Origin of the sequence: Devosia rhizoryzae (assembly GCF_016698665.1) — a bacterium.
GTDB lineage: Bacteria > Pseudomonadota > Alphaproteobacteria > Rhizobiales > Devosiaceae > Devosia > Devosia rhizoryzae.
Map to the genome: position 1 here is coordinate 252,462 of NZ_CP068046.1, position 23,441 is coordinate 275,902.

22 protein-coding genes are annotated in these 23,441 nt (G+C 63.5%); 6 read left to right on the top strand and 16 right to left on the bottom strand.

What is annotated here, in order from left to right:
• Positions 1-118: 118 nt before the first annotated feature.
• The 6 genes from JI748_RS01215 to JI748_RS01240 form a co-directional block, all read right to left on the bottom strand.
• Positions 119-2,203 carry a HAMP domain-containing methyl-accepting chemotaxis protein gene (locus JI748_RS01215; RefSeq protein WP_201634138.1) on the bottom strand — a complete coding sequence of 695 codons (2,085 nt, stop codon included), beginning with the start codon at positions 2,201-2,203 and terminating at the stop codon, positions 119-121.
• Positions 2,200-2,694 (bottom strand): chemotaxis protein CheW, encoded by a 495-nt coding sequence (locus JI748_RS01220; protein ID WP_201634141.1) that lies wholly within the window; start codon positions 2,692-2,694, stop codon positions 2,200-2,202. The genes JI748_RS01215 and JI748_RS01220 overlap by 4 nt, the downstream gene beginning before the upstream one ends.
• Entirely contained in the window at positions 2,691-4,658 is a 1,968-nt protein-coding gene (locus JI748_RS01225; RefSeq protein ID WP_201634144.1) for a chemotaxis protein CheA, read from the bottom strand. The genes JI748_RS01220 and JI748_RS01225 overlap by 4 nt, the downstream gene beginning before the upstream one ends.
• A complete protein-coding gene (locus JI748_RS01230; RefSeq protein WP_201634147.1) occupies positions 4,655-5,023 on the bottom strand; it encodes a response regulator in 369 nt (122 codons plus the stop codon). Before JI748_RS01230 ends, JI748_RS01225 begins: the two co-directional genes overlap by 4 nt.
• A gap of 12 nt (positions 5,024-5,035) precedes the next feature.
• Positions 5,036-5,356: an STAS domain-containing protein gene (locus tag JI748_RS01235; RefSeq protein WP_201634150.1), complete on the bottom strand. Its 321-nt coding sequence runs from the start codon at positions 5,354-5,356 to the stop codon at positions 5,036-5,038.
• Between the two features lie 407 nt (positions 5,357-5,763).
• Positions 5,764-6,813 carry an HD domain-containing phosphohydrolase gene (locus tag JI748_RS01240; RefSeq protein ID WP_201634153.1) on the bottom strand — a complete coding sequence of 350 codons (1,050 nt, stop codon included), beginning with the start codon at positions 6,811-6,813 and terminating at the stop codon, positions 5,764-5,766.
• A gap of 112 nt (positions 6,814-6,925) precedes the next feature.
• On the opposite strand from JI748_RS01240, the gene JI748_RS01245 reads away from it, so the two are divergent.
• Entirely contained in the window at positions 6,926-8,110 is a 1,185-nt protein-coding gene (locus tag JI748_RS01245; protein ID WP_201634156.1) for a TIGR03862 family flavoprotein, read from the top strand.
• On the opposite strand, the gene JI748_RS01250 is transcribed toward JI748_RS01245, so the two are convergent.
• The 3 genes from JI748_RS01250 to JI748_RS01260 all read right to left on the bottom strand — a co-directional run bounded on the left by JI748_RS01250 (position 8,098) and on the right by JI748_RS01260 (position 11,589).
• Entirely contained in the window at positions 8,098-9,069 is a 972-nt protein-coding gene (locus tag JI748_RS01250; protein ID WP_201634159.1) for a cation diffusion facilitator family transporter, read from the bottom strand. The genes JI748_RS01245 and JI748_RS01250 overlap by 13 nt on opposite strands.
• Before the next feature lie 331 nt (positions 9,070-9,400).
• Complete coding sequence (locus JI748_RS01255) at positions 9,401-9,712, bottom strand: ArsR/SmtB family transcription factor (protein WP_201634162.1); 312 nt, start codon at positions 9,710-9,712, stop codon at positions 9,401-9,403.
• Positions 9,712-11,589, bottom strand: a complete 1,878-nt coding sequence (locus tag JI748_RS01260; protein ID WP_201634165.1) for an ABC transporter ATP-binding protein — start codon at positions 11,587-11,589, stop codon at positions 9,712-9,714. Before JI748_RS01260 ends, JI748_RS01255 begins: the two co-directional genes overlap by 1 nt.
• A 96-nt stretch (positions 11,590-11,685) precedes the next feature.
• Here JI748_RS01260 and JI748_RS01265 point away from each other — a divergent pair, with 96 nt between their 5' ends.
• On the top strand, positions 11,686-12,057 hold the full coding sequence (locus JI748_RS01265) for a VOC family protein (RefSeq protein WP_201634168.1): 372 nt from the start codon (positions 11,686-11,688) through the stop codon (positions 12,055-12,057).
• A gap of 98 nt (positions 12,058-12,155) precedes the next feature.
• Here JI748_RS01265 and JI748_RS01270 read toward each other — a convergent pair whose 3' ends face one another.
• The 3 genes from JI748_RS01270 to ilvA form a co-directional block, all read right to left on the bottom strand.
• Complete coding sequence (locus JI748_RS01270) at positions 12,156-12,857, bottom strand: pyrimidine 5'-nucleotidase (protein ID WP_201634172.1); 702 nt, start codon at positions 12,855-12,857, stop codon at positions 12,156-12,158.
• An 81-nt stretch (positions 12,858-12,938) separates the two neighbouring features.
• On the bottom strand, positions 12,939-14,171 hold the full coding sequence (locus JI748_RS01275; protein ID WP_201634175.1) for a hypothetical protein: 1,233 nt from the start codon (positions 14,169-14,171) through the stop codon (positions 12,939-12,941).
• A gap of 173 nt (positions 14,172-14,344) precedes the next feature.
• Complete coding sequence (gene ilvA / locus JI748_RS01280; protein ID WP_201634178.1) at positions 14,345-15,862, bottom strand: threonine ammonia-lyase, biosynthetic; 1,518 nt, start codon at positions 15,860-15,862, stop codon at positions 14,345-14,347.
• Positions 15,863-16,009: 147 nt separating this feature from the next.
• On the opposite strand from ilvA, the gene JI748_RS01285 reads away from it, so the two are divergent.
• Together JI748_RS01285 and JI748_RS01290 are read left to right on the top strand one after the other, a co-directional pair.
• Positions 16,010-16,612 (top strand): TetR/AcrR family transcriptional regulator, encoded by a 603-nt coding sequence (locus tag JI748_RS01285; RefSeq protein ID WP_201634181.1) that lies wholly within the window; start codon positions 16,010-16,012, stop codon positions 16,610-16,612.
• Positions 16,613-16,621: 9 nt separating this feature from the next.
• A complete protein-coding gene (locus JI748_RS01290; RefSeq protein ID WP_233280586.1) occupies positions 16,622-18,103 on the top strand; it encodes a DHA2 family efflux MFS transporter permease subunit in 1,482 nt (493 codons plus the stop codon).
• 53 nt (positions 18,104-18,156) lie between these two features.
• Here JI748_RS01290 and argB read toward each other — a convergent pair whose 3' ends face one another.
• On the bottom strand, positions 18,157-19,059 hold the full coding sequence (gene argB, locus JI748_RS01295; protein WP_201634184.1) for an acetylglutamate kinase: 903 nt from the start codon (positions 19,057-19,059) through the stop codon (positions 18,157-18,159).
• Positions 19,060-19,214: 155 nt separating this feature from the next.
• Here argB and JI748_RS01300 point away from each other — a divergent pair, with 155 nt between their 5' ends.
• Both JI748_RS01300 and JI748_RS01305 read left to right on the top strand, forming a co-directional pair.
• A complete protein-coding gene (locus tag JI748_RS01300) occupies positions 19,215-19,766 on the top strand; it encodes a sigma-70 family RNA polymerase sigma factor (RefSeq protein ID WP_201634187.1) in 552 nt (183 codons plus the stop codon).
• Positions 19,763-20,467 (top strand): anti-sigma factor, encoded by a 705-nt coding sequence (locus JI748_RS01305; RefSeq protein ID WP_201634190.1) that lies wholly within the window; start codon positions 19,763-19,765, stop codon positions 20,465-20,467. The genes JI748_RS01300 and JI748_RS01305 overlap by 4 nt, the downstream gene beginning before the upstream one ends.
• Positions 20,468-20,552: 85 nt before the next feature.
• Here JI748_RS01305 and tilS read toward each other — a convergent pair whose 3' ends face one another.
• The 3 genes from tilS to pal all read right to left on the bottom strand — a co-directional run bounded on the left by tilS (position 20,553) and on the right by pal (position 23,406).
• Positions 20,553-21,827, bottom strand: coding sequence for a tRNA lysidine(34) synthetase TilS (gene tilS / locus JI748_RS01310; protein ID WP_201634193.1), 1,275 nt, complete (start codon positions 21,825-21,827; stop codon positions 20,553-20,555).
• A complete protein-coding gene (gene ybgF, locus JI748_RS01315) occupies positions 21,812-22,756 on the bottom strand; it encodes a tol-pal system protein YbgF (RefSeq protein ID WP_201634197.1) in 945 nt (314 codons plus the stop codon). The genes tilS and ybgF overlap by 16 nt, the downstream gene beginning before the upstream one ends.
• A 152-nt stretch (positions 22,757-22,908) precedes the next feature.
• A complete protein-coding gene (gene pal, locus JI748_RS01320) occupies positions 22,909-23,406 on the bottom strand; it encodes a peptidoglycan-associated lipoprotein Pal (protein WP_407644932.1) in 498 nt (165 codons plus the stop codon).
• Positions 23,407-23,441 lie beyond the last annotated feature (35 nt).

Below are 23,441 nucleotides of genomic sequence, written 5' to 3' on the forward strand. Positions count from 1 at the left end.
CCTGCCCACTGCGTGTCACCCCGGCGAAGGCCGGGGCCCATCTTGAGATCTCAGGATGGGCCCCGGGTCGAGCCCGGGGTGACAGCAGGTGGGTGGAAAGGCTTTGATGGTCAGGCCCTTAGGCCGAGCGGCGGGTGAACTCGCTGTCGAGGTCGTCGCCGTCGCCGCCCAGATCGAGGTCGAAGCCGCCGCCGGTTGCCATCTTTGGCTTGCTGCTCTTGCGGGGGGCCATGTGCGGGGCCTGGGCGAAGATGGCGCGCTTGAGATCATTGGCGGGCTTGTCGACGATGGCTGCGACCGTGGATGGTGCCGAGGCATCGGTGCGGAAGTAGCTGATGGCGGACTGCAGCTGTTCGGCCTGGCTCGCGAGCTCTTCGGAGGTCGCCGACATTTCCTCGGCGGCCGAGGTGTTCTGCTGGGTGACCTTGTCGAGCTGCTGGATGGCGGTGTTGATCTGCGCGGCGCCGGCATTCTGCTCCCGCGAGCCGGCGGAGATTTCTTCCACCAGTTCGGCCGTGCGCTGGATGTCGGGCACGAGCTTGGAGAGCATTTCGCCCGCAGACTGGGCAGCCTTGACCGTGGTGCCGGAGAGCGTCGAGATTTCGGCGGCGGCAGCCTGCGACCGCTCGGCGAGTTTGCGCACTTCGGAAGCGACGACCGCAAAGCCGCGGCCATGTTCGCCGGCACGAGCGGCTTCCACCGCAGCGTTGAGAGCGAGGAGGTCGGTCTGGCGGGCGATTTCCTGCACGACCATGATCTTTTCGGCAATGGTCTGCATGGCCGTGACGGCGTTGGTCACCGCTTCGCCGGAGGCGATCGCATCGGCAGCGGACTGGCGAGCGATCTTTTCGGTCTGCGACGCATTGTCGGCCGACTGCTTGATGGTGGCGGCCATTTCTTCCATCGAGGCGGAAGCCTCTTCAGTGGAGGACGCCTGTTCGGTTGCGCCCTGGGAAAGCTGTTCGGCGGTGGCCGACATTTCCTGCGAGCCAGCCGCGACGTTGCGGGTAGCGGCGGTCACTTCGCTCACCACTTCGCGCAGCTTGGTGGTCATGGCGTTGAGCGCCTTGATGAGGTCGGTGACTTCATCGTCGCCCTTGACCGAAGCGGTGGCAGAAAGATTGCCGTCTGCCACTTCGTTGGCGAGGCGCACGGCGCTCGACATGGCACGGGAGATCGAGACGACGATCCAGGTGGCGGCGATGGCAGCGATGACGGCGGAGCCGACCAGAAGCGCAATCAGCAGCATCATGGACTGGCTATAGAGGGCGTCGGCCTCGATGTCGGCTTCCTGCAGCAGCTCCTTGTTGCGCTCGACCATGGAGTCGAGCAGATCGTCGGCAGCGGTGCGGATGGTGGCGGCTTCATCGGCCAGCACATTGGCGTTGTAGTCGGACTTGGTCAGCGCGACATCGACGGCCTTGTTCATGGCAAGGACGAGGTTTTCGTAAGCGGACCTCGCATCGTTGAAGAGCGCCATTTCGCCCATGGGCATGGCGCGCTGCAGCACGGGGAGGGCTTCGTTGATGCTAGCAAGACCGGTGACATAGTCGGCGTGCCACTTGTCCTGGAGTTCGGGATCATTGGCGGCGAGCAGGATGTTGCGCTGCTGGCGGAAGATGTCGGTCATGGTGAGGAAGCTGTCGGTCGCCATCTGGTAGGCGAGGAACGCTCCCGGTTCACCAGCAGTGGCGCGGGCGGCGAGGGCGGTCTTGAGCGCGCCCATGGTTTCTTCGACCTGGCCCAGGGCATCGCTGCCTTCCGAGCGGGAAATGGCCAGCGAAACGGTATCGCTGTTCTGGACGGTCAGCGCCTCGATCTGCGGAATCATGGCGCTATACTGATCGAACTTGAGCTGAAAATCGGCGAATTGCTGGCGCACGGTCGGATCGGCGATATTGCCATCGAGCTGGTCGACGGAAGCGGCAATGGTCGAAAGCCTGCTGTCGATGATCGCCTTCTGCTCGTTCATGACCTCGACGTCGTTGGTGATGATCATGGCGCGGAGGCGCGAACCGACGCTTTCGAGCGAGGTCTGCACATCGGACATGGCGATAGTATTGGCAGCGCGCACATCGACGATGGTGCCCAGCGAGTCATTGAGCTTGCCCAGGCTCTGGATGGCCAGGAACATGCTGGCGCCGGAAAGCGCGACGACAACGGTGAACACCGTCGCCAATTTTGCCTTGATAGTCAGTCTCACGATGCAGACCTTTCTTCTGATGCTGCTGCGGGCGCGCTTCTGCCGCCTTGTGTTTCAAAAATTCGCCCCAGATCGGGGATGATGATGAAGCCGCCATTGCGCTTGCCGATGCCGCGAACGAATTCGGGGCGCCAGCGCATGCCGACCTTGGGGGCTTCCTCGATGGAGTCGGCCTCGATGTCGGTGACGTCATGGACCTTGTCGGCGAGGATGCCGGCGATCATGGGCTCGCCGTCGAGGTCGAATTCCATGACGACGATGCGGGTGTCCTGATCGGGCTCAGGCTGCGCCATGCCGAACATGACGCGCAGATCCGCGAGCGGCACGACGCGGCCGCGGACATTGATGAGGCCGCTGACGAAGGGCGAAGCGTGCGGCACTTCGGTGACCGGCACGAGATCGAGGATTTCGCGGACTTTTGAGGCTTCGACGGCGAAGAGTTCGTCTTCGAGGCGGATGGTCAGCGCCGTTATGGGCGTGGCGGCGGTCATGCGGCTTTCCCTTCGATGGTGCGATCGACATAGGACTGGCCGGAAGCGACCAGATGCGCCGTATCGAGAATGAGGGCGACGGTGCCATCGCCGAGGATGGTTGCGCCGGAGAAGGATTTGATGCCGGAGTGAAGTTTGGAGAGCTGCTTGATGACGGTCTGGTTGTTGCCGATGATCTGATCGACCACGAGACCGATGCGGCCTTCGCCGGAAGAGACGATGACCACCTTCTGGTGCAGTTCGGCCGGGCCGGGCGTGGCGAAAACTTCACGCAGGCGAAGATAGGGGACGAGGCTGCCGCGAATATCGAGGAAGTTGCGGCCCCTGGCATGGGCGGCGGCGTTTTCGGGAAGCTCGACGCATTCTTCGACGGCGGCAAGGGGGATGGTGTATCGGCCCTTGCCGACACGGACGAGCATGCCGTCGATGATGGCAAGGGTCAGCGGCAGGCGCAGGGTTGCAGTCGTGCCCTGGCCGGGGACGGTCGAGAGTTCGATAGTGCCGCGGAGGCCATCGATGGTGCGCTTGACCACGTCCATGCCGACGCCGCGGCCGGAAAGCGAAGTCACTTCCTTGGCGGTAGAAAAACCGGGGGCGAAGATCAGCTGGTAGAGTTCTTGTTCGGTGAGCTTGGTGTCGGCGGTAATGAGGCCATTTTCCTCGGCCTTGGCGCGGATGCGGGCGGTGTCGAGGCCGGCGCCGTCATCGGAGACGGAGATCGCGACTTCGGCGCCGGAGTAAACGGCGGAGAGGCGAACGGTGCCCTTGGCCGATTTGCCTGCAGCGGCGCGACGGTCGGCGCTTTCGAGGCCATGGTCGACGGCATTGCGGATGAGGTGGACCAAGGGATCGGCAAGGCGCTCGATCATGGTCTTGTCGAGCTCGGTATCTTCGCCGGTGGTGATGAATTCGATGGGCTTGCCGAGTTCGCCGGAGAGGTCATGAACCAGGCGCCGGAAGCGGGAGAAGAGTGTGCCGATGGGCACCATGCGGATGCCCATCGTGGTGTCGCGGAGGCCGGAGGAGAGGCGCTCGAGCTCTTCGGCGATGGTCTTGAGCGCGGTGTCGGAGCTCAGGGCCGCGATCTGGCTGAGGCGGGCCTGGGCGATCACCAGCTCGCCGACGCGGTCCATGAGCTCGTCGAGGCGTTCGGCGGGGACGCGAAGCGAGGTGGCGGCAGGGCGCTCGACGGCTTCGGGTTTTTCGATGAGCTTAGGGAGTGCGGCGATCAGTTCGGGCGCGGCTTCGATGACGGGTTCTTCGGCCGCCAATTCGGTCAGCGTCAGTTCCATGTTGTCGCGCAGGAACAGGAAGACGTCGTCGATGGCGGCTGCGGGATCGTCGGCGACAATGTCGACCTGCCAGCCGATATGGGGGACTTCGGGGTCGAGGGTTTCGAGCACCGGCACCCGGTCGGTGAGCGCGGTGACGGTGCAGGGGCCGATCTGCGCCAGCTCTTCGAGCAGCAGCAGGGGATTGGTGCCGTAGACCAGGGCATCAGCAGGAAGGAAGAAGACAAGGCGCCAGGTCTTGGCAGCGGAGGCGGGCTTTTCGGTCTTTGCCGGGGCTGGCTTTGCGGTGGGAGTGGGTGTGCCGCCGTCGACGACGATGCGCAGGGCCGCAAGGATTTCCGAGCCACCGGCGATCTGGGCTTCGGGCGTTTCGATGAGGCGGTGGATGTGGTCCTTTGCGTCGAGGGCAATGCCGATCAGCGCCGTATTGGCCTGGCTCTGGCCCTTGCGGACGCGATCAAAGGCGGTTTCGAACTCATGGACGAATTCGGCGACGGCGGTGAAGCCGAACATGGCGCCCGAGCCCTTGATGGTGTGGAGGGCGCGGAAGGTGGAGTTGATGAGGCTCGAATTGGACGGGTCCTGTTCGAGATCGAGGAGGCCGGCTTCGAGCTGGTCGAGCAGCTCGCGCGCTTCCTGCCGGAAAGTTTCGGTGGGGTCGGCGATGTTCATGCGCCGGTGACCTTCTTGATGATGGCGAGGAGCTGGTCCTGCTTGAAGGGCTTTACGATCCAGCCGGTGGCACCCGCTTCCTTGGCCTGGCGCTTCAGGTCCTCGTCGGATTCGGTGGTGAGGAGGATGATCGGGATGCCCTTGGAGGAGGGGTGCTGGCGGTATTTCCTGATGAACTCGATGCCGTTGAGGACGGGCATGTTGAGGTCGGTCAGGACCGCATGGACAGTATTGGCCACGGCCTTGTCATAGCCGTCGGCGCCGTTGACGGCTTCGATGACGTCGAGGCCGGCGCCGGTCAGCGTCATGGCGACCATCTGCCGAATGGAGGCGGAGTCATCGATGGTGAGGATGGTCTTGCTCATGCGATAACGTCCCTATGCATGGTCTGAAGATGCGGCCCAGAAGGCGCGATGTGGCTGTGCCGGCGCGAGAAAGCCTGCGGCGTCGAGGAGCGAGCGCAGGGGCGGTCCGAGCGGAGCGAGAAGAGAGAGCGTCTTGCCGGCGGCTGCGGCACTGGCACGGGCGGAGAGCAGCGATTGCGCCGTGGTGAGGTCGGCGGCGGTCAAAGCCTGCGTGTCGATCTCGATGTGATCGTGCGCGGCGAGCGCCTGCTTGAGGCTCAAGGCGATTTTGGCGGCGGATTTGATGCTGCCATCGCCCGAAAGGACAAGGGTATGCGGTCTTGTACCGGCCATTGCTATGGCCGTACGCAAAGTACTAGGGGGGACATAAGGTGGTCTCTACCGAGAACGAGATACTGGGAAGCGGTAGGCGAAAATGTTATCGCGGAGCGCAGCTCGCTATGCTGAATGGTTCAAACTGACTTCGCCGTATTCCCATCCGGCTTAGTATCTAGAATGGCAGCTTCTATTTAACCGATGGTTACGCTGACACTATTTGTGTCAGCTCATGCCCAGATGGCGGGATCTATACTGAGCAAGTAGATCGTGTGCATGCAGGTAAGATTCAGAAGGGGGCTGAATCGATTCGCTTGATCGCAGAATCCCGGCATGGTGACTCTGAGTCTTCGTGGAAGAACAGGGAGGCCAATACTGTTTGTTTGATTGTCGCTGCCGTTGAATAGGCGGCAGAAATCCTGTGGCTAGAAGCCGACAGCTTGCTTTGGCTCTTCGGCCTGCATGATCGCGCTGATCTCAGTCCACTTGGCGCGGAAAGCGGCAACGCAAGCTGGATCGAAATGGCTGCCGCTGGAGCGAATTATTTCTGCATAGGCCTTATCGATCGGCCAGGCCGCTTTATAGGGGCGTTCAGAGCAGAGGGCGTCGAAGACATCGGCGATGGCGACGATGCGGGCCTCGATGGGGATATCGGTACCGGAAAGCTGGTCGGGGTAGCCGCGGCCGTCCCACTTTTCGTGATGGCTCTGGGCGATCAGCTCGGCTGTGCGGATCAGGTCGGAGCCGCCTTGTTCGAGGATGCGGGCGCCGATGGTGACATGTTCGCGCATCACTGCCATTTCGCCATCGGTCAGCTTGCCGGGCTTGGAGAGAATGGCGTCGGCGATGCCGATCTTGCCGATGTCGTGCAATGGCGAGGCAAGATAGATCATGCGGCAGCGATCGGGCCCGAGGCCGATGCCTTCGGCAATCAGCTGGCTGATCTGGGCGACGCGGGAAACATGTTCGCCGGTACCGCCGTCGCGATATTCGATGGCGCGGGCGAGGCGATAGATGATCTCTTCCTCACGGGCGAGAAGGTGGGCGGTGGCGCGCTCGACTTCGCGGGTGAGCCACTGGGCGCGATCGGCCAGCTCGACCTGGGCCTGGCGGAGAGCAAGGAGATTGGCGACGCGCGCCTGCAGCTCGGTGGGATCGAATGGCTTGTGCAGGAAGTCGGTGGCGCCGGCCTTGATGGCTTCGATGCGAACATTCTTGTCGCTGTCGGAGGTCACCATGATGACCGGCACGGTGCGATATTCGGCGCGGCCCCTTAGGGCAGCGGTGAAATGGACGCCATCCATTTCGGGCATGATGTGATCGACGACGATCAGGTCGAACTGGGTATCGGCGCAAAGCTCGAGGGCCTTGAGCGGGTTGAGGCAGAGCTCGACCTCGCCGGTCACCGTTTCCCTGACAATGGCGCCGATCAAGGCAAGGCTCGATCGGCTGTCGTCGACTATCAGCACGCGCATCCAAGAGACCCCCGCCCGTGGTTGGCCACGTTAGGCCACAGGTCTTATGCGAAGCTTAATTTCTGGCCGCGAAGGCGGCGGTGGGTTAAGCGAGGCGAAACGGAGTTTCTTCATGGGCCAGAGCCGCATCGGCATTATCGGAGGCGGACCGGCGGGGCTGATGGCGGCCGAGGCTGCGGCAGGGCAGGGCGCGGAGGTCGTGGTGTTCGAAGCCATGCCGACGGTGGCCCGCAAGCTTTTGATGGCCGGCAAGTCGGGGCTCAATATTACCCATGGCGAGGAGCATGCGCTCCTGCGCGGTCGGTTTGGGGCGGCGGGCGAGCGACTGCAGGCGGCGCTGGATGTATTCGATGGCGCGTCGCTGAGGGAGTGGTGTGCCGGGCTTGGGGTCGAGACCTTTGTGGGGTCGTCGGGCCGGGTGTTCCCCAGGCAAATGAAGGCGTCGCCGCTGTTGCGGGCTTGGCTGGCGCGGCTGGCGGAGCAGGGCGTCGAGATCCGGACGCGCTGGCGTTGGGCTGGGTTTGCGGGTGACAACCTCGTATTCGAGGGCGGAAGGCAGGAGCGGTTCGACGCGGTGGTGCTGGCGCTCGGTGGCGCGAGCTGGCCGCGGCTCGGATCGGACGCGGCCTGGGTGCCGTGGCTGGAAGGGCGCGGCGTCCACGTGTCGTCGTTCCAGCCGGCAAATGTCGGGTTCGAGGTGAACTGGAGCCCGGTCTTTGCGGAGCGCTATGCGGGCGAGCCGGTCAAGGCGGTCACGGCCAATGGGGTGGCTGGCGAGTTCGTGGTGACGCGCTGGGGCATCGAGGGGAGCCTCGTTTACGCGCAGTCGGCAGCGTTGCGCGATGGGTTGGAGCAGAATGGAGCGGCAGCGCTGACGCTCGATCTGGTGCCCGGGCGGACGGTGGAGCGCTTGGCCAAGGATCTGGGGCGGCAGCCGGCCAAGGCAAGTTTTTCCAACCGGCTGCGCAAGGGTGCGGGGCTCGATGGCGTGAAGCTGGGCCTGGTGCGGGAGCTTTTACCGGACGCGGCGCGCCTCAGCGCCGATGCGCTGGCGGCGGCGCTCAAGGCGTTGGTGCTGCCGGTGGCGCGGACGCGACCGATCGCGGAGGCGATTTCATCGGCAGGGGGTGTCGACTGGGCCGGAGTCGACGAGCGCTTTATGCTGCGGGAACTGCCCGGGGTTTTCGTGGCGGGGGAAATGCTGGACTGGGAGGCGCCGACGGGTGGGTATCTGCTCACCGCGTCGTTTGCGACCGGCCGCGCGGCCGGGCTGGCGGCTGCCGCTTATGTGGGGTGAGCGGAGACCGGACCGGGGCAGCCGGCACAGGCGCCGGACCAGTCGATCTCGATGGTGGCGTGGCTGATCTTTTCGGCCAGTAACGCCGAGCGGGTTTGCGCGGTGACCTGAGCCGGATCGGCGCCCGGTTGCAGGGCGATATCGAGCGTTGCCATCGCCTGGCCGGAGGACAGCGACCAGACATGGAGGTGGCCGACGCTGGCGAGGCCGGGCACGGCGGCGAGCAGCGTGTTGCGTAAGGCGGTGGGCTCTACGCCTTCGGGCGCGCCTTCCATCAGGATGTTGAAGGTGCGGGTGAGGAGCGCCCAGGCGCTGCGCAGGATCAGGAGGCTGACGACGAGCGAGAGGATGGGGTCGATGGGCATCCAGCCGGTGAGCCAGATTATCACCGCAGCGACGATGGCGCCGACGGAGCCGAGGAGATCGCCGAGTACATGGAGCAGGGCGCCGTGAATGTTGACGTGATCCGCATCGGCGTTCGAAAGAATGCGGAAGACGAGGAGGTTTATGACGAGGCCGATGACCGCAACGACCAGCATGGGACCGGCAAGCACTTCCTCGGGCCGGAAGAAGCGCTGAACGGCTTCGTAGGCGATCCAGCCGACGAGGGCGAAGAGGCTGAGTGCGTTGATGAGGCCGGCGAGCACTTCGAGACGGGAATAGCCAAAGCTGCGGCGTGCGTCGGCGGGGCGGCGGCCGAGGCGGAAGCCGAGCCAGGCGAGGAAAAGGGCGACGGTGTCGGTCAGCATGTGACCGGCATCGGCGATCAGGGCGAGCGAGCCGGAAAGGACGCCGCCGAAGACTTCGGCCACCATGAAGGTGCCGGTGAGCACGAGACCGATGAGGACGGCGCGTTCGTTGCCGGCGCTGACGGACGGGGCGTGGCTATGGCCGGCATGGTCGTGATCATGGTCGGCATGATCGTGATGGCCGTGATCGTGTGTGTGGTCGTGCGCCATCGTGGTCCTCGAGTGGGAGGAGATATGAACATGTATTCATATGATGGTCAAGGGGTGGATGGTCAGTGAGCGGATGACGGATTGTGGGTAGAGCAAGCATGGGTGTCTTGCGGAGACGCCCACACCCCCTTCCGAGTTACGCTAAGACGCTTTGCGCCTAAGCTTCGCTTGCCTTCCCCTCAAGGGGGAAGGTGACATCGCGGTTTGGCACGGTCCTTCAACATCCACTGGGTCTACCTTCCCCCTCTGAGGGGAAGGCAAGCAGAGCTTGGCGAGGGACGAGCCTAGCGGCGCTCGGAAGGGAGTATTTTCTTATTCTGGATGACCGGTGTCAGTCTTCATCGCCTTCCCCGTCTTCCATGGCATGCGCGACCATGTCGGTGAGCATTCGGGCGATGTGTTCGTCGGCGGCTTCGTAGAAGACTTGCTTGTTTTTTCGGGTGCCGCGGACGAGGCGGGCGGCTCTCAGCAAGCGCAGGTGGTGGCTGACGAGGGATTGGCTGGCACCCGTGGCTTTGGCGATGTCGCCGACGGCGATGGGGGCTTCGAGGCAGGTGAGGAGCACGCGGAGCCGGGTCGGGTCGCCGAGAAGGCGGTAGGTCTCGGCAATGACGGTGATGTGGTTGTCTTCGGGCAGCGCCATCAGCGGTATCCTGCAGCTTGCAGTTCGAAGAGTTCGGCATAGCGGCCGCCCAGCGCAAGCAGTTCTTCGTGGCTGCCGGCTTCAAGGATCGCGCCATTGTCGAGGACGAGGATGCGATCGGCCATGCGCACGGTCGAGAAGCGGTGCGAGATGATGACGGCGGTCTTGCCGGCAGCGAGGCCCTTGAAACGCGCGAAGACTTCGGCTTCGGCCTTGGCGTCGAGGGCGGCGGTGGGTTCGTCGAGGATGATCAGCTCGGCATCGCGCATATAGGCGCGGGCGATGGCAACCTTTTGCCATTCGCCCCCGGAAAGGTCGCGGCCCTGCTTGAAGAGGCGGCCGAGCTGCTGGTCATAGCCTTGCGGCAGCTTGTCGATGACGTCATCTGCAAGGCTCTGCTCGGCGGCGCTTTCGATGCGGGCTAGGTCGTCCTTGGCCTCGATGCGGCCGACGCCGATATTATCGCGGGCGGTGAAGCTGTAGCGGATGAAATCCTGGAAGATGACGCCGACATGGCGATGAATTTCGTTGGCCGTCATGCTCTTGAGGTCGACGCCGTCGACGGTAATGCGGCCTTCGCTGGGATCGTAGAGGCGGGTCAAGAGCTTGACGATTGTGGTCTTGCCGGCGCCGTTCTCGCCGACCAGCGCCAGGGTTTCGCCGGCGGCAAGGGTGAAGCTTAGATCGCGCACGACCCAGTTTTCGCTTTCGGGATATTTGAAGCCGACGCCTTCGAAGCGGATGCCTTGGGTGATGGGCGCGGGGAAGGGGCTCGGGTTGGCGGGCGCCAGGATGGTGGGCTCGATCTCGAAGAAGGAGAAGAGATCGTCAAGATACATGGACTGGCCGGCGATGGCGGTGAAGCCCAAAAGGATGCGCTGGAAGAGGCCGTTGAGGCGCAGGAACGAGCCGGAGAGGAAGGCGAGATCGCCTAGGGTGAATTCGCCGGTAATGGTGCGCCAGACGATATAGGCATAGGCGGCGTAATAGGCGACGCTGGCGATGGCGGCAAAGACCGAGCCCCAGGTGGCACGCAGCGTCGTGACGTGGCGATTTTCGAGGTAGATGGCGTGGGCCAGGGACTTGAAGCGGGTGATGAGATAGTCGCCGAGACCGAAAAGCTTGACCTCCTTGGCGGTTTCGGCGCTGGCGCCGATGTGGCGGAGATATTCGAGTTCGCGCCGCTCAGGGGTGCGCCAGCGGCTCATCATATAGGCGAGCGTGTTGAAGCGGGTTTCGCCCCAGATCGAGGGAATGAAGCTCAGCGGCAGCAAAAGGATCAGCCAGGGCGCGTAGACGAAGAGGCCGGCTGCGAGCGTGGCGACAGTGAGGATGTCCTGCGCCTGGCCGAACATTTGGCTCAAGAGCGCATTGCGGCCGGCGGCCTGGCGGCGGGCGCGTTCGAGGCGGTCCTGATATTCGGCACTTTCAAAATGCATGAGGTCGAGCTTGGCCGCGTGGGCCATGAGTTCGACGCTGACCTGATTGGAATGCAGTTCGGAGAGAATGGAGTCGACGAGGCCGGTAACGCGCATAATGACGTCGTTGGCGAGCACCAGGGCGAATTCGAACAGCAGCAACAGCAGCATGTGTTCGAGGAGACCGGCATTCCACCAGTCGAGGATGGAGGGGCCGGGGGCTTCCAGCGCGGTAAGGCGGACCACTTCGTCGACGATCAGCTTGGCAGCGTAGAGCACCGCGACGGGCTGGAAGGCGGCGATGACGCGAAGGCCTATGGAGGCGGCGGTCAGCGGGCGGCTGGTGCGCCAGATCTGCGCGACGAGGCGCCCGAGATGGCGCAGGTTTTCGAGGCGCTCGCGGAAAGTTGGGGTGCTGTCGGGAGTTGGCGGCGGACGGCGGCCAGGAAGATCGGTCATGGGGACAATGTAGTGCGCGGAAGGGGTCGGCGGGAATAGGCTGCGGTTGCAACGCGCGGAATGGGCGGGCGTTCATCTTCTTTCAGGAGGACGAAGATGCTCAAGGACAAAGACAGTGCCGCAATCGTGGCGGTGAAGGACCTGGCGCGGGCCAAGGCGTTTTATGCCGATGTGTTGGGGCTGGAGCAGGTGAACGGGCAGGACGAGCAGGTGGCGGAGTTCCGCACCGGGAGCACGAGCCTTGTCGTCTATGTGTCCGAGTTTGCCGGGACCAATCAGGCCAATGCGGTGGTCTGGGGTGTTGGTGAAGAGATCGACGCGATCGTTGCGGCGCTACGCGAGAAGGGTGTGCGGTTCGAGCGATATGAAGGGATGAATTTTGCGGATGGGATTCATAGCGCCGGCGGGTTCAAGATGGCTTGGTTCAAGGATCCGGACGGCAATATTTTGCATCTGAACAATATGTAGGGGGGCAGATTACCCCCACCCTAGCTTCGCTAAGCCTTTGGCTAAGCTGCGCTACCCTCCCCCTGAAGGAGGGGGAGGAGCCGGTCGAGCCGTGAGAGCTAGGGCAGGTTGCGGAGGAAGCCGGCGAGGTCGGCGGTGATGTGGTGGACGTGGGGGCCGGTGGAGCGGCCGAGTTCCCAGCTGTCGACCTGGTCGTGGAGGAAGCCTTCCTGCGGGACGACCTGGACGGTGGACATGCCGACTTCGTGCGGGACGACGAGGTTCTTTTCGAGATCGTCGAACATGGCGGCGCGGGTGGGGTCGATGGCGTGCTTCTGGAAAAAGCCGTCATAGGCCTCGCGGTGTGGCTTGGGCACGAAGGTCATGGCGCGGATGTCGTGCACATGCTCGAAGAGATGGTCACCGCCGAGGCGCATCAGGACGTTGCGGGCGTGGCCCACATCGCCATTGGTGAGGATGAACTTGCGGCCGGGAAGCGCGGTGATGGCGTCGATGAGTTCCGGGTGCGGCGCGACCGGGGTGTAGTCGATGGCGTGCACGGTGTTGAGGAAATGGTCGGCGTCGATCTCGTGCCGGTGCATAAGCCCGTTCAGCGTCGTGCCGAAGTCGCGATAGTAGCCCTTCTGCAGATCGCGGGCGGCGGCGAAATCGAGCTTGGTGACGTCCATCACGTAGTTGGTGATCAACGTGTCGATCTGCGCGAAGAGATTGCACTCGCGCGGATAAAGGGTGTTGTCGAGGTCGAACACCCATTCGGTGACGTGATCAAAGCTGGAGCGAGGCAGGGGCAGTGCGGTCATAGGGTGACCATGACAGAAAAAGGTGAAGGCTTCATCTGTGTGCCAAAAGAGTGAGGGCCCGTTGCCGGGCCCCCATCAGGATTACTGGTTGGCGGTGACCGTGAGGCCCAGCGCCTGGATCAGGCCAGCCGGGTTGGCGGCGGCGGCAGCCAAGACGAGGAAGCTCGTGGGCGAGGCCGGAGCCACGGCAACCTCGAAGCTCTGCGGATTGTCGAGGAAGGCGTTGACGGCGGGGACGACAAGATCAACCAGTGCCGGGGCGTTGAGGTCGGCCATCATGGCGGGGACAACCGGCTTGATGCCTTCGACAAAGGCGGCGCGATCCGTGCCGGACTGGGCGGCAAAGAGGTCGAGCAGCTTGGGAGCAAGGCCGGCATCGTCGTAGCGGATGGTCGCGCCGGAGATCGACAGGGCCTGGGCCATTTCCATGCCCATCATCATCTGCTGGGCCTGGCCTTCCTCGGTGGTCGGGTCAATGTCGCTCCCATTCATCGCATAGATCTTGTCGAGCACTTCGGTGGTGAAGCCCGTGATGTCGAAGGTGAAGTTGAGCTTGCCGACATTGGCGAAGTCGAGGAGCGATTCTTCGAGCGCCAGGTGGCCATCGGCGAGGGTCCAGGTGCCGGACTGGCTGATATTGCCATCGATGGTCGTGAGGCCGAGGGCTTCAATCACGGCACCGGCTCCGGGCTGTTCTTCGCCAACGGTCGAAAGGTCGGCCCAGATGTTGGAGACAGTGAAAGTCGAGCTGATGGATTCAAGGGCATCCTCAGCGTCGAAGGCGAATTCTGAGCTGTAGTCGAGCCCGTCATAGCGGATGACTTCCTCGCCGGCGCGGCTGACGACCAGCGGGCCGGTGGCGACACGTTCGACGGTCTGCAGCAGGAATTCGGCACCGGTCTCGCCTTCCGGCGGCAGCCAGAGGCCTTCGGCGACCATGCCGGTGAGGCTCACATGGCCGACCGGATCCTGAGCGAACTCGGTGTCGATATCGGGGACGGTGAGCTGTTCGGCATAGTAGCTGCCGTCTTCATTCTCGACGACGCCGGTAAAGGTCAGTTCGACGTCGAAAGTGGTGGGTTCCATGCCTTCAGCGTCCGGGCCGGCAAAGCCAACAGTGACGCCATCGACGGTGACCGTATCACCATTGAGGGTGGCGGTGCCGAAATCGAGATCATAACCCATGACCGCATAGACGGCCTCGAAGCGATCGATGAAGGCCTGCGCTTCGAGCGCGGAAGCGGGCTGCATCAAGGCGAGTGTCGTCAGGCCGCTAGCAAGCATCAGGCCGGCGGTCTTGGTGGTCCGGATCATGTTCTTCTGTCCCTTTATTTGTAGATTTTCGCCTTTGGTGCACCCCAAAGGCCGATGATCAAATGCAAATTGCTCCAGGCCCGACCAATTGCAACTGGTTCGGGGCGGAAATACGTCAGGTGGTGTAGATGCGGTTTATTTCAGAATGAAGTCGCCGCCCATTTGGGTGGGGACTATTGGCGATCGAGGAATTGACGGTAAGCGGGATTGTCGGTCTCGTTCCAGTAGGGGAAGCCGATTGCATCGATATGGGCAAAGAAGTCCCCTTGTGTCTCAGCTGGCACCTGGATGCCGACCAGCACGCGTCCATAGTCGGACCCATGGTTGCGATAGTGGAACAATGAAATGTTCCAGGCATCGTTCAGTCCTTCGAGAAATTTTAGGAGCGCGCCAGGACGTTCGGGGAACTGGAAGCGGAAGATCATCTCGTCATGGAGGCCGCCGACGCGGCCGCCGACCATGTGACGGACGTGGAGCTTTGCGACTTCGTTGTCGGTCATGTCGGTGACATCGAGACCGTTGCTGGCGAGCAGCTCGATGATTTCGTGCTTTTCGGCATCACCATTGGCAAGCTTGATGCCGACGAAGATGCCGGCGCTGTTGCCGGGGGCGAAGCGGTAGTTGAACTCGGTGATGGCGCGGGCGCCGAGGAGGCGGATGAAGGCGCGGTAGGAGCCGGGGCGCTCGGGGATGGTGACGGCGAGGAGGGCTTCGGCGCGTTCGCCGATCTCGGCACGTTCGGCGACATAGCGCAGGCGATCGAAATTGACGTTGGCGCCGGAGTTGATGGCGATCAGGGCGCCATCGGGGGCGGTGCCGTTGTCGATGTCGCGGCGCAGGCCGGCGAGGGCGAGGGCGCCGGCGGGTTCGGTGATGGCGCGATGGTCGTCAAAAATGTCCTTGATGGCGGCGCAGATTTCGTCGGCAGTGACGGTGACGATGCCGTCGAGAAGATCGCGGCAGAGCCGGAAGGTTTCGTCGCCCACCTGACGCACGGCGACGCCATCGGCAAAGAGCCCGACTTGGTCGAGCGGCACGGGCTTGCCGGCGGCGATGGCGGCCTTCATGGAGGCGGCTTCTTCGGGCTCCACACCAATGATGCGGATCTCGGGGCGGAGGAACTTGACGAAGCTGGCAATGCCAGCTGCGAGGCCACCGCCCCCGACGGGGATGTAGATGGCGCCGATCGGCTCGGGGTGCTGGCGCATGATTTCGAGGCCGACCGTGCCCTGGCCGGCAATGACATCGGGATCATCGAAGGGGTGGACGAAGACGTAGCCATTTCGCTCGGCAAGAATCGAGGCATGGGCGGGGGCCGCGTCGAAACCATCGCCGAAGAGCACGACCTCGCCTCCAAGACGACGCACCGCGTTGACCTTGATCACCGGTGTCGTCGTCGGCATGACGATGACGGAGCGGATGCCAAGGCGGGTGGCGGAAAGGGCAACGCCCTGCGCGTGATTGCCGGCAGAAGCGCAGATGACTCCACGGGCGCGTTCTTCAGCGGTGAGATGGACGATGCGGTTATGGGCGCCGCGGATCTTGAAGGAAAAGACCGGCTGGAGGTCCTCGCGCTTGACGAGAATGTCGTGGCCAAGCCGCGTGGATAGCAGTTCCATGCGGTCGAGCGGGGTTTGCTCGGCGACGTCGTAAACCGAGGACGTCAGGATCTTTTTGACATAGTCGGTCATGGCCGCACTCCGTATTTTGCGGTGATGGACGCCTGCTGACAGCAAATGTCAACCGCAGGCGCTAGCACGAGTCATGCAGCGGCTGCAGGGCAACAATGCCTCAATCAAGTGATTGATTATGTCTTGCCTGAGGCGTAGAGCGGCGGCATGAGTGTAGAACAACAAAAGCGTGGATCGGGCGACGACCGGCGGGCGGCTATTGGCCGAGCGGCCCGTGAGATCATTGTCGAGAAAGGACTCGAAGGTCTGCGCACACGGGATATCGCGGCGCGGGTCGGCATCAATATCGCAACGCTGCATTACCACGTGCCGAGCAAGGAGGCTCTGGTCAGCCTCGTGGCGGAAACCATCCGCGACCAGTTCAAGCAACAGGCCGCGCGTCACCCACGCGAGGGCAAGACGGCGCTCGAACTCCTGCGCATGGAGTTCGACGACTTTGCCGAAACCATGGACGAGGCGCCCGACCTCATCATCCTATTGGCTGAACTTACCGAGCGGGCGCGCCGGGATGTCGCTATCTCTGCCATCATGGCGCCGATGGGCAGCTACTGGCGCAGCCAACTGGCCGATATCCTGCGGCTCGGGATCGAAGACGGTTCGTTTCGCGCCGACATCGACCCTGTCTCAGGCGCACTTCTGATCACCGGGGCGCTCTCCGAACTAGCCCGCACGCGCGGCAAGTTCGGCCCGGCACCCCAACTTTTCGCTGAAATCGAGCGCGCCTTCGTGCGCCCGTCCAACAAGTCTTGAGGGACAATCATGTCTAGCTATGGGGCCGCACCGGCCACTCCACCCGATCCGCGGCGCTGGCCGGCGCTGATCGTTCTGCTGATCGCCAATTTCATGAATCTGATCGATGTGACCATCGTCAACGTCGCCTTGCCATCGATGCGGGCTGGCCTGGGCGCAAGCGACAGCCAGATCGAATGGGTGGTGGCCGCTTTCGTCCTCGCCTTCGCATTGGGCCTGCTGCCGTTTGGGCGCCTGGGCGACATCGTGGGCCGCACCCAGATGTTCCTCTGGGGTGCAGTGGCCTTTACTGCGGCCTCGGCGCTGTGCGGCTTTTCGGGTTCGATCGAGATGCTGATCGCGGCGCGCGTGCTGCAGGGCCTAGCCGGCGCGATGATGGCGCCGCAGGTTTTGGCGATCGCGACCGTCACCTTCCCCCCGGAAGAACGCGGTCAGGCATTCTCCCTCTTTGGTCTTTCGGCAGGTCTCGCCGCCGTTTGTGGCCCAATTTTGGGTGGCGTGTTGATCGATGCGCAATTGTTTGGGCTTGATTGGGAGCCTATTTTCCTCGTCAACGTGCCGATCGGCCTGATCGCCATCGTTGCCGGCTGGCTGGTGATCCCGCGCGTGCCTGGTCACCGGGAAATCCGCAACGACTATGTCGGCATCGGGCTTTTCGGCACCGGCATCGTCGCCATCGTCTACGGCATCGTCGAAGGTGAGCCTCTGGGTTGGCCGCTGTGGATCTGGGCGCTGATCGGCGCCGGTCTCGTGCTGATCGGCATGTTCTACCTTTGGCAGCGCCATAGGGCACAGCGCAACGAGCCGCAACTGCTCAACTATAGCCTCCTGCGCAACCGCGACTATATGTTCGGCGCCTTTGTGGTCACGATCTACGCATCGGGCATTCCGGGCATGTTCCTCGTGATCTCGCTGCTGCTGCAATCGGGCTTTGGCTTTACGCCGCTTGAATCGGGCCTCACCAATACGCCGTTCTCGGTGGGTGTGCTTCTGGCGTCGTTTATCGCTGCGCGCTTCGGGTCGCATTATCTGCGGGCTCGTGTGGCGGTGGCGGGTGCGATGCTGGCGGGCGGCATTTTGTGGCTGCACTTCATCATCGACAATGCTGGCGCCACCATCGATAGCTGGAGCTTCTTGCCACCGCTGTTGATCGCAGGTGTTGGGCTTGGTACCGGCTTCTCGTCCTTGTTCCAGCTGGTGCTGCGCAATGTGCCGCCGCGCGATGCGGGTGCCGGGTCGGGTGCGTTGCAGGCGTTCCAGCAGGTGGGCGGCGCGGTGGGCGTGGCCGTGGTCGGACAGTTGTTCTTTACCCAGCTTGCTAGCAACTTTGCCGCTGGTGCAGCACCCAATGCGGCCTTCGCCGACGCCGCGGCGCTGGCGCTCTGGTATCAGGTCGCGTCCTTCGTCGTGGTGCTTCTTCTGGCCTTCCGCTTCCGGCCTTCCAAGCCGCAGGAACATGGCGGGCCAGCGCCGGTCGTGGTTGAAGCCTAAACAAAAGGGCCGCTTCAAGGAGCGGCCCTTATTCATTGGTGAACTGGATAGTCCTAGCGGACGATCAGGGTGCCGGCGCCGAATTCGGTGAAGAGCTCGACAAGCACCACATGCGGCTGCTTGCCGTTGAGGATGACGACGCCTTCGACGCCGTTATCGAGGGCTTCGAGGCAGGTTTCGACCTTGGGGATCATGCCGCCTGAAATGGTGCCATCGGCGATCAGGGACTTGGCTTCGCGCACAGATAGCTCGGGGATGAGCTGGCCGTCGCGATCAAGGACGCCGGGCACGTCGGTGAGGAACAAGAGGCGCTTGGCGCCGAGCGAGCCGGCAATGGCACCGGCAAAGGTATCGGCGTTGATGTTGTAGGTATTGCCGTCGCGGCCGGGAGCGACCGGGGCGATCACCGGGATCATCTCGGAACGGGCAAGGAGATCGAGGAGAGTGCGGTCGACTTCAACGGGCTCGCCGACAAAGCCAAGGTCGAGCACGCGCTCGATGTTGGAGCCGGGATCGCGAATGGTCTTTTCGGCCTTCTTGGCGAAGACCATGTTGCCGTCCTTGCCGCAAAGGCCGATGGCCCATTCGCCTTCGGCATTGATCAGGGCGACGATTTCCTTGTTGATCGAGCCGGCCAAAACCATTTCCACCACTTCCATGGTGCGCTGGTCGGTGACGCGGAGGCCGCCCTCGAACTTGGATTCAATGCCGAGGTTCTTCAGCATCGAGGCGATCTGCGGACCGCCGCCGTGGACGACGATGGGATTGACCTTGGATTGCTTGAGCAGGGCGATGTCGCGAGCAAAGGCCTGGCCGAGCTTCTGGTCGCCCATGGCGTGGCCACCATATTTCACCACGACGGTCTTGCCCTCGTAGCGTTGCATGTACGGCAGGGCCTGGGCCAGGATGCCGGCATCATGGCTGAAGCGGTCCGTTTCGGAGGCGTCGTTGGACATGGGCGGGGGGAGCTCCGGTTGGTGGGCCGCTGGGGTGAAAGCGATCTAAAACATTTTGGGCGACGATGAAATCGTCTTTGCCGACATTTTCATGGCGGGATGATCCCTTTTTGCGCCCGGTGCGTTATGCTCGATATCCGGGAGGGCAATCCCACATGCCAACGTCATCCGCCAGCGCGGATATCGCTGACCTTATCACGCGCTGTTCGCTGCGCGACCGTGGGGCGTTTCGCACCCTCTATAACCGCACCAGTGCGAAACTTTTCGGCGTGGTGCTCCGTATCTTGAGGGACAGAGCGGAGGCCGAAGAGGCGATCCAGGAAGTCTATGTCAAGATCTGGCAGCGGGCCGATCGGTTCGTTGCAGGACAGTACAGCCCGATCAGCTGGCTCGTGGCGGTGGCGCGCAATCATGCGCTCGATATCGTGCGGGCGCGGCGGCCGGCCAGCCAGGAGCTCGACGAGGCGATGGAGATCGCCGACGAAGGGCCAAGCCCGGAAACGCTGGTGGGTGCCAGCGAAGATGGGCAACGAATAGAAGCCTGCATGGCTCAGCTGGAGCCGGACCGGGCGGAGGCCGTAAAGGGTGCTTACCTTGACGGCTATAGTTATGAAGAATTGGCAGAGCGCTATGCTGTGCCCTTGAATACGATGCGAACCTGGCTGCGACGCAGCCTGATCAAACTGAGAGAGTGTCTGACGGCATGAGCGACGAGCGGGGCATAGACGGGGACGAGGGGCGCCACACGATGGTCGCCGAATACGTCCTGGGCCTGCTCGGGCCGGAAGCGCATCGGCGCGCCGAGCGCCTGATCGAGGCCGATCCGCGGCTTAGGGCGGAGCGGGATTTCTGGATGGCGCGGTTTTCGTCGTTCGATGCGGATTACGCGGAAGCTGCGCCGCCGGCGCGGGTGATCGAGAGGATCGAGAGCCGACTGTTTGGCGCCGAACGCAAGACCAGCTGGATGGACAGCCTGATGCTGTGGCGCGGGCTGGCAGCGGGGGCGCTCGCGGTGGCGGTGATTGCCATCGGCGTCAACGTCATGGAGCCGCGGCAGGATGTTTCGGCATTGACAACGCAGCTTGTCGCGGCCTTGCAGGCCGAGGGCAGCGATGTGCAGTTCGTCGCGCTTTATGATGGCGCTGGCACGGTGCGGCTAACGGCGCTTTCGGGCGAGCCGGTGGATGATCGCGACCTCGAACTTTGGGCGATCCAGGGTGGGAACGATCCGATTTCCATGGGTGTGATCCCGGTGAACGAGCGGTCGTCAGTGCCGCTGAGCGACACCGTGAGGGCAGGCTGGGGCGAGGGGTCGGTGCTGGCGATTACGCTGGAGCCAAAGGGCGGCGCGCCGGGCGGCATTCCGAGTGGGCCGATCGTGGCGTCCGGCGAAGTGCATCAGATCTAGTCGTTTGAGTGCCACGCCCTCGTCCTTCGAGGCTACACTGCGCTTCGCACCTCAGGATGAGGGCTACTCGCGGTTGAGTAGGGCATCAGTCGATCAAAAGCTCGACTTTTACCCGCTCGTCGAATGACCAGCCGCCCAGGGCCAGCATGCTCCCTTCGGCGTCGCGGACCAGGGGCGCGGTGCGGATGGCTTCGGCTGGGGTCGTGACCTTGAAGCCGAGGACGTCTTCGAGGCGGTGGCGCGGGAGATGGTCGGCGGCCGCAGCCGTGAGGCCGATTTCGTCGGACGTGTTGGTGATGAGGAAACGCTGGTCCCAAACGAGCTGGCTGCCCGGGGGAAGGGCGGCGTCGGACGGAAGGGCGCGGCCGGGCTCGCGCGAGATGACGATGTGTTCGTCCTTGAGCCGGGTAACGGCGCCGAGCAGCGTGGCGGCACGGGGAAGATCGTTGGCGAGGATCTGGTCGTAGAGGCGCTCGACCTGACCCAGGGCACGTGGTTTTTGGCGACCACCGACGATGTTGAGCACGCGGCCGAGCACACGGCGCCCGATGGCGGGGCTGAGCGCGGCGAAGGTGTCGCGGGCGAGCGAAGCGGCACCGAAACCGTCGAGGGTGACCATCTGCGTGAAAGCGAGATCGGTCACCTGCGCAAGGGCGGCATCCGCTTCGGCCATGCGGCTGGCGAAGCGGGAAAGAGCCGCGCTATCGAGACCTTCGGCGGCAAGGCTGGGCAGGAGTTGGCGCCAGCGGACGCGTTCATAGCTGGGGTCGTCATTGCTGGGATCGCGTGCCGGGCTGAGGCCGGCAGCGTCGACAACGGCGGCCAAGGCGGTGGGCTCTACGTCGAGTAGGGGACGGAAAACGGGAACGCCTTCAACCGCAGAAAGTGCGGTCATGGCCTTGAGGCCCTCGATGCCGCTGCCATGGGCCAGGCGCATCAGCACGGTTTCTGCCTGGTCGGCACGATGATGTGCGGTCAGCAGCATGGTGGCGCCGTCCGCAGTCATGGCCTCCGCGATAAGGCGGTAGCGCGCCTGGCGGGCAGCTTCCTGAAGGCCGGTCTGGGGCTTTTCGCCGGTCCATTCCAGACCGCGGGCGGGGATGCCGAGAGATGCGGCGGCGGCGAGAACCATGGCAACTTCGTCGCGCGCTTCGTTACGGAAGCCATGGTCGAGGCTATAGACGAAAACTTGCGGCGGACGGTCGACACTTGTGGCCCAGCGTTGCGCCAGGAGCATCAGCGCCAGGCTGTCTGGCCCGCCGGAGACGGCGAGGCCAATGGCCCTCTGGTTGGCGGCCGGCGCGAAGAGGCGCGCCAGCACATCGATGTCACCCAGGTCGGGTGTCAGGCTGGCGGGCATTCGGCCTTGGCCTTTTCTTCGGCGAGGCGGGCCTGGAACGCTGGGATGATTTCGGGATAGCGCGTGCTGACCTCGGCAAAGGTGCGGCAGGCGGTTTCGCGTTCGCCGACGCCGGCCAGCGATACGCCGAGCTTCATCAGAATATCGGGGGCACGCGGATGGTCAGGCGCTTTTTGGTAGGCTTCTACCAGAACGTCGGCCGCCTCGGCATAGGAGGATTGGGCGATCAGGGCCTCGCCCCGCCAATTGGCGGCGTCGACGAGCTGCGGATTGTCCGGATAGAGCTCCATGAACTGGCCGAACTGCTCTTCGGCGAAGTCATAGTCACCGGCGACCAGCGCTTCGTAGCCAGCGCGGAATTGGGCGTCGGCATCGGCATTGCCGCTGGGATTGGCTGCGGGATCAAAGGCGAGGTCGAGCGGTTGGCCGGTGGCCAGATCAACGCCGCCGGCTGCGTTTGTGCCGACAAGCGGATCGGCCGATTCGCCGGCAGTGCCGTCATCGAAGGTCGGGTCGAACTCCACTTCGCCGGGGAGGGGCTGGACGCCTTGGGCAGGAATTTCGGTGGCGGGCGCAGCATCGTCCGGGGAGGCCGGTGTCTGCGGCGCGGCGGCAGGCTGGGAGGCGGCTGCGCCGTTTTGTGCTTCCTGCAGGCGGTTGAGGATTTCCTGCATCTGGGTGAGCTGGAAGGTCAGCCCCTCCATCTGCCCGTTGAGCGAACGGATCTGCTCTTCAAGCTGCTGGACGCGCACCATGAGCTGGGCGCTGTCGGCCTGGGCGACAAGGATGCGGTCGCCATTGGTGAAACTCAGGCCGCTCAGCTCCCCAGGAAGGTTCTGAGCCATTGTGGCCTGGGCACCAACGCCGAAGGCCATGGCCAGCGCGCATAAGGCGGCGCGGCCCTTTCTTGCGAGGGGATTTGCGATCAAGCCGGCCTCCGGAATTGTTGATCATCAGCAGATGGGTGTTCGGGGCTCGGCGATAAAGAGCAATCAAGTCAAAAAGAAAGCGCCCGGACCATTTTGTGGTTCCGGGCGCTTGCGGGGTTCCAGCTTGGCTGGAAGGATGCTCCGGGAGGAGCTTACTGGACGACGGTGACAGCGCGGCGGTTCTGGCTCCAGCAGGAAATGTCGTTGCAGATGGCAACCGGACGTTCCTTGCCGAAGGACTGGCTGGTGATGCGCTGTGCATTGACGCCGCGCGAGGTCAGGTAATTGACGACCACCGAGGCGCGGCGGGCGCCCAGCGCAATGTTGTATTCGCGCGTACCGCGTTCGTCGGCATGGCCTTCGATCATGATGCGGTAGTTACCGTACTGGTTGAGCCACTGAGCCTGCTTGTCGAGGGTAGCCATGGCTTCGGTGGTGAGCGAGCTGGAATCGGTGGTGAAGAAGACGCGGTCACCGACCGAGACGATGAATTCCTGCTGGCTGCCGGGGGCGCCGGCGCCGGTATTGCCAACGCCGGTCATGCCGACCTGATCGGTGGAAGCGCTGCGCGAACAAGCAGCAACAACCACGACAAAGAACATCATCGCGACAGCGCGCAAAACGGTATTGAGTGGGGCGGGGAGGACCACGGGCGGCTCCATAAAAGGCAACAATCTTAAGCGCA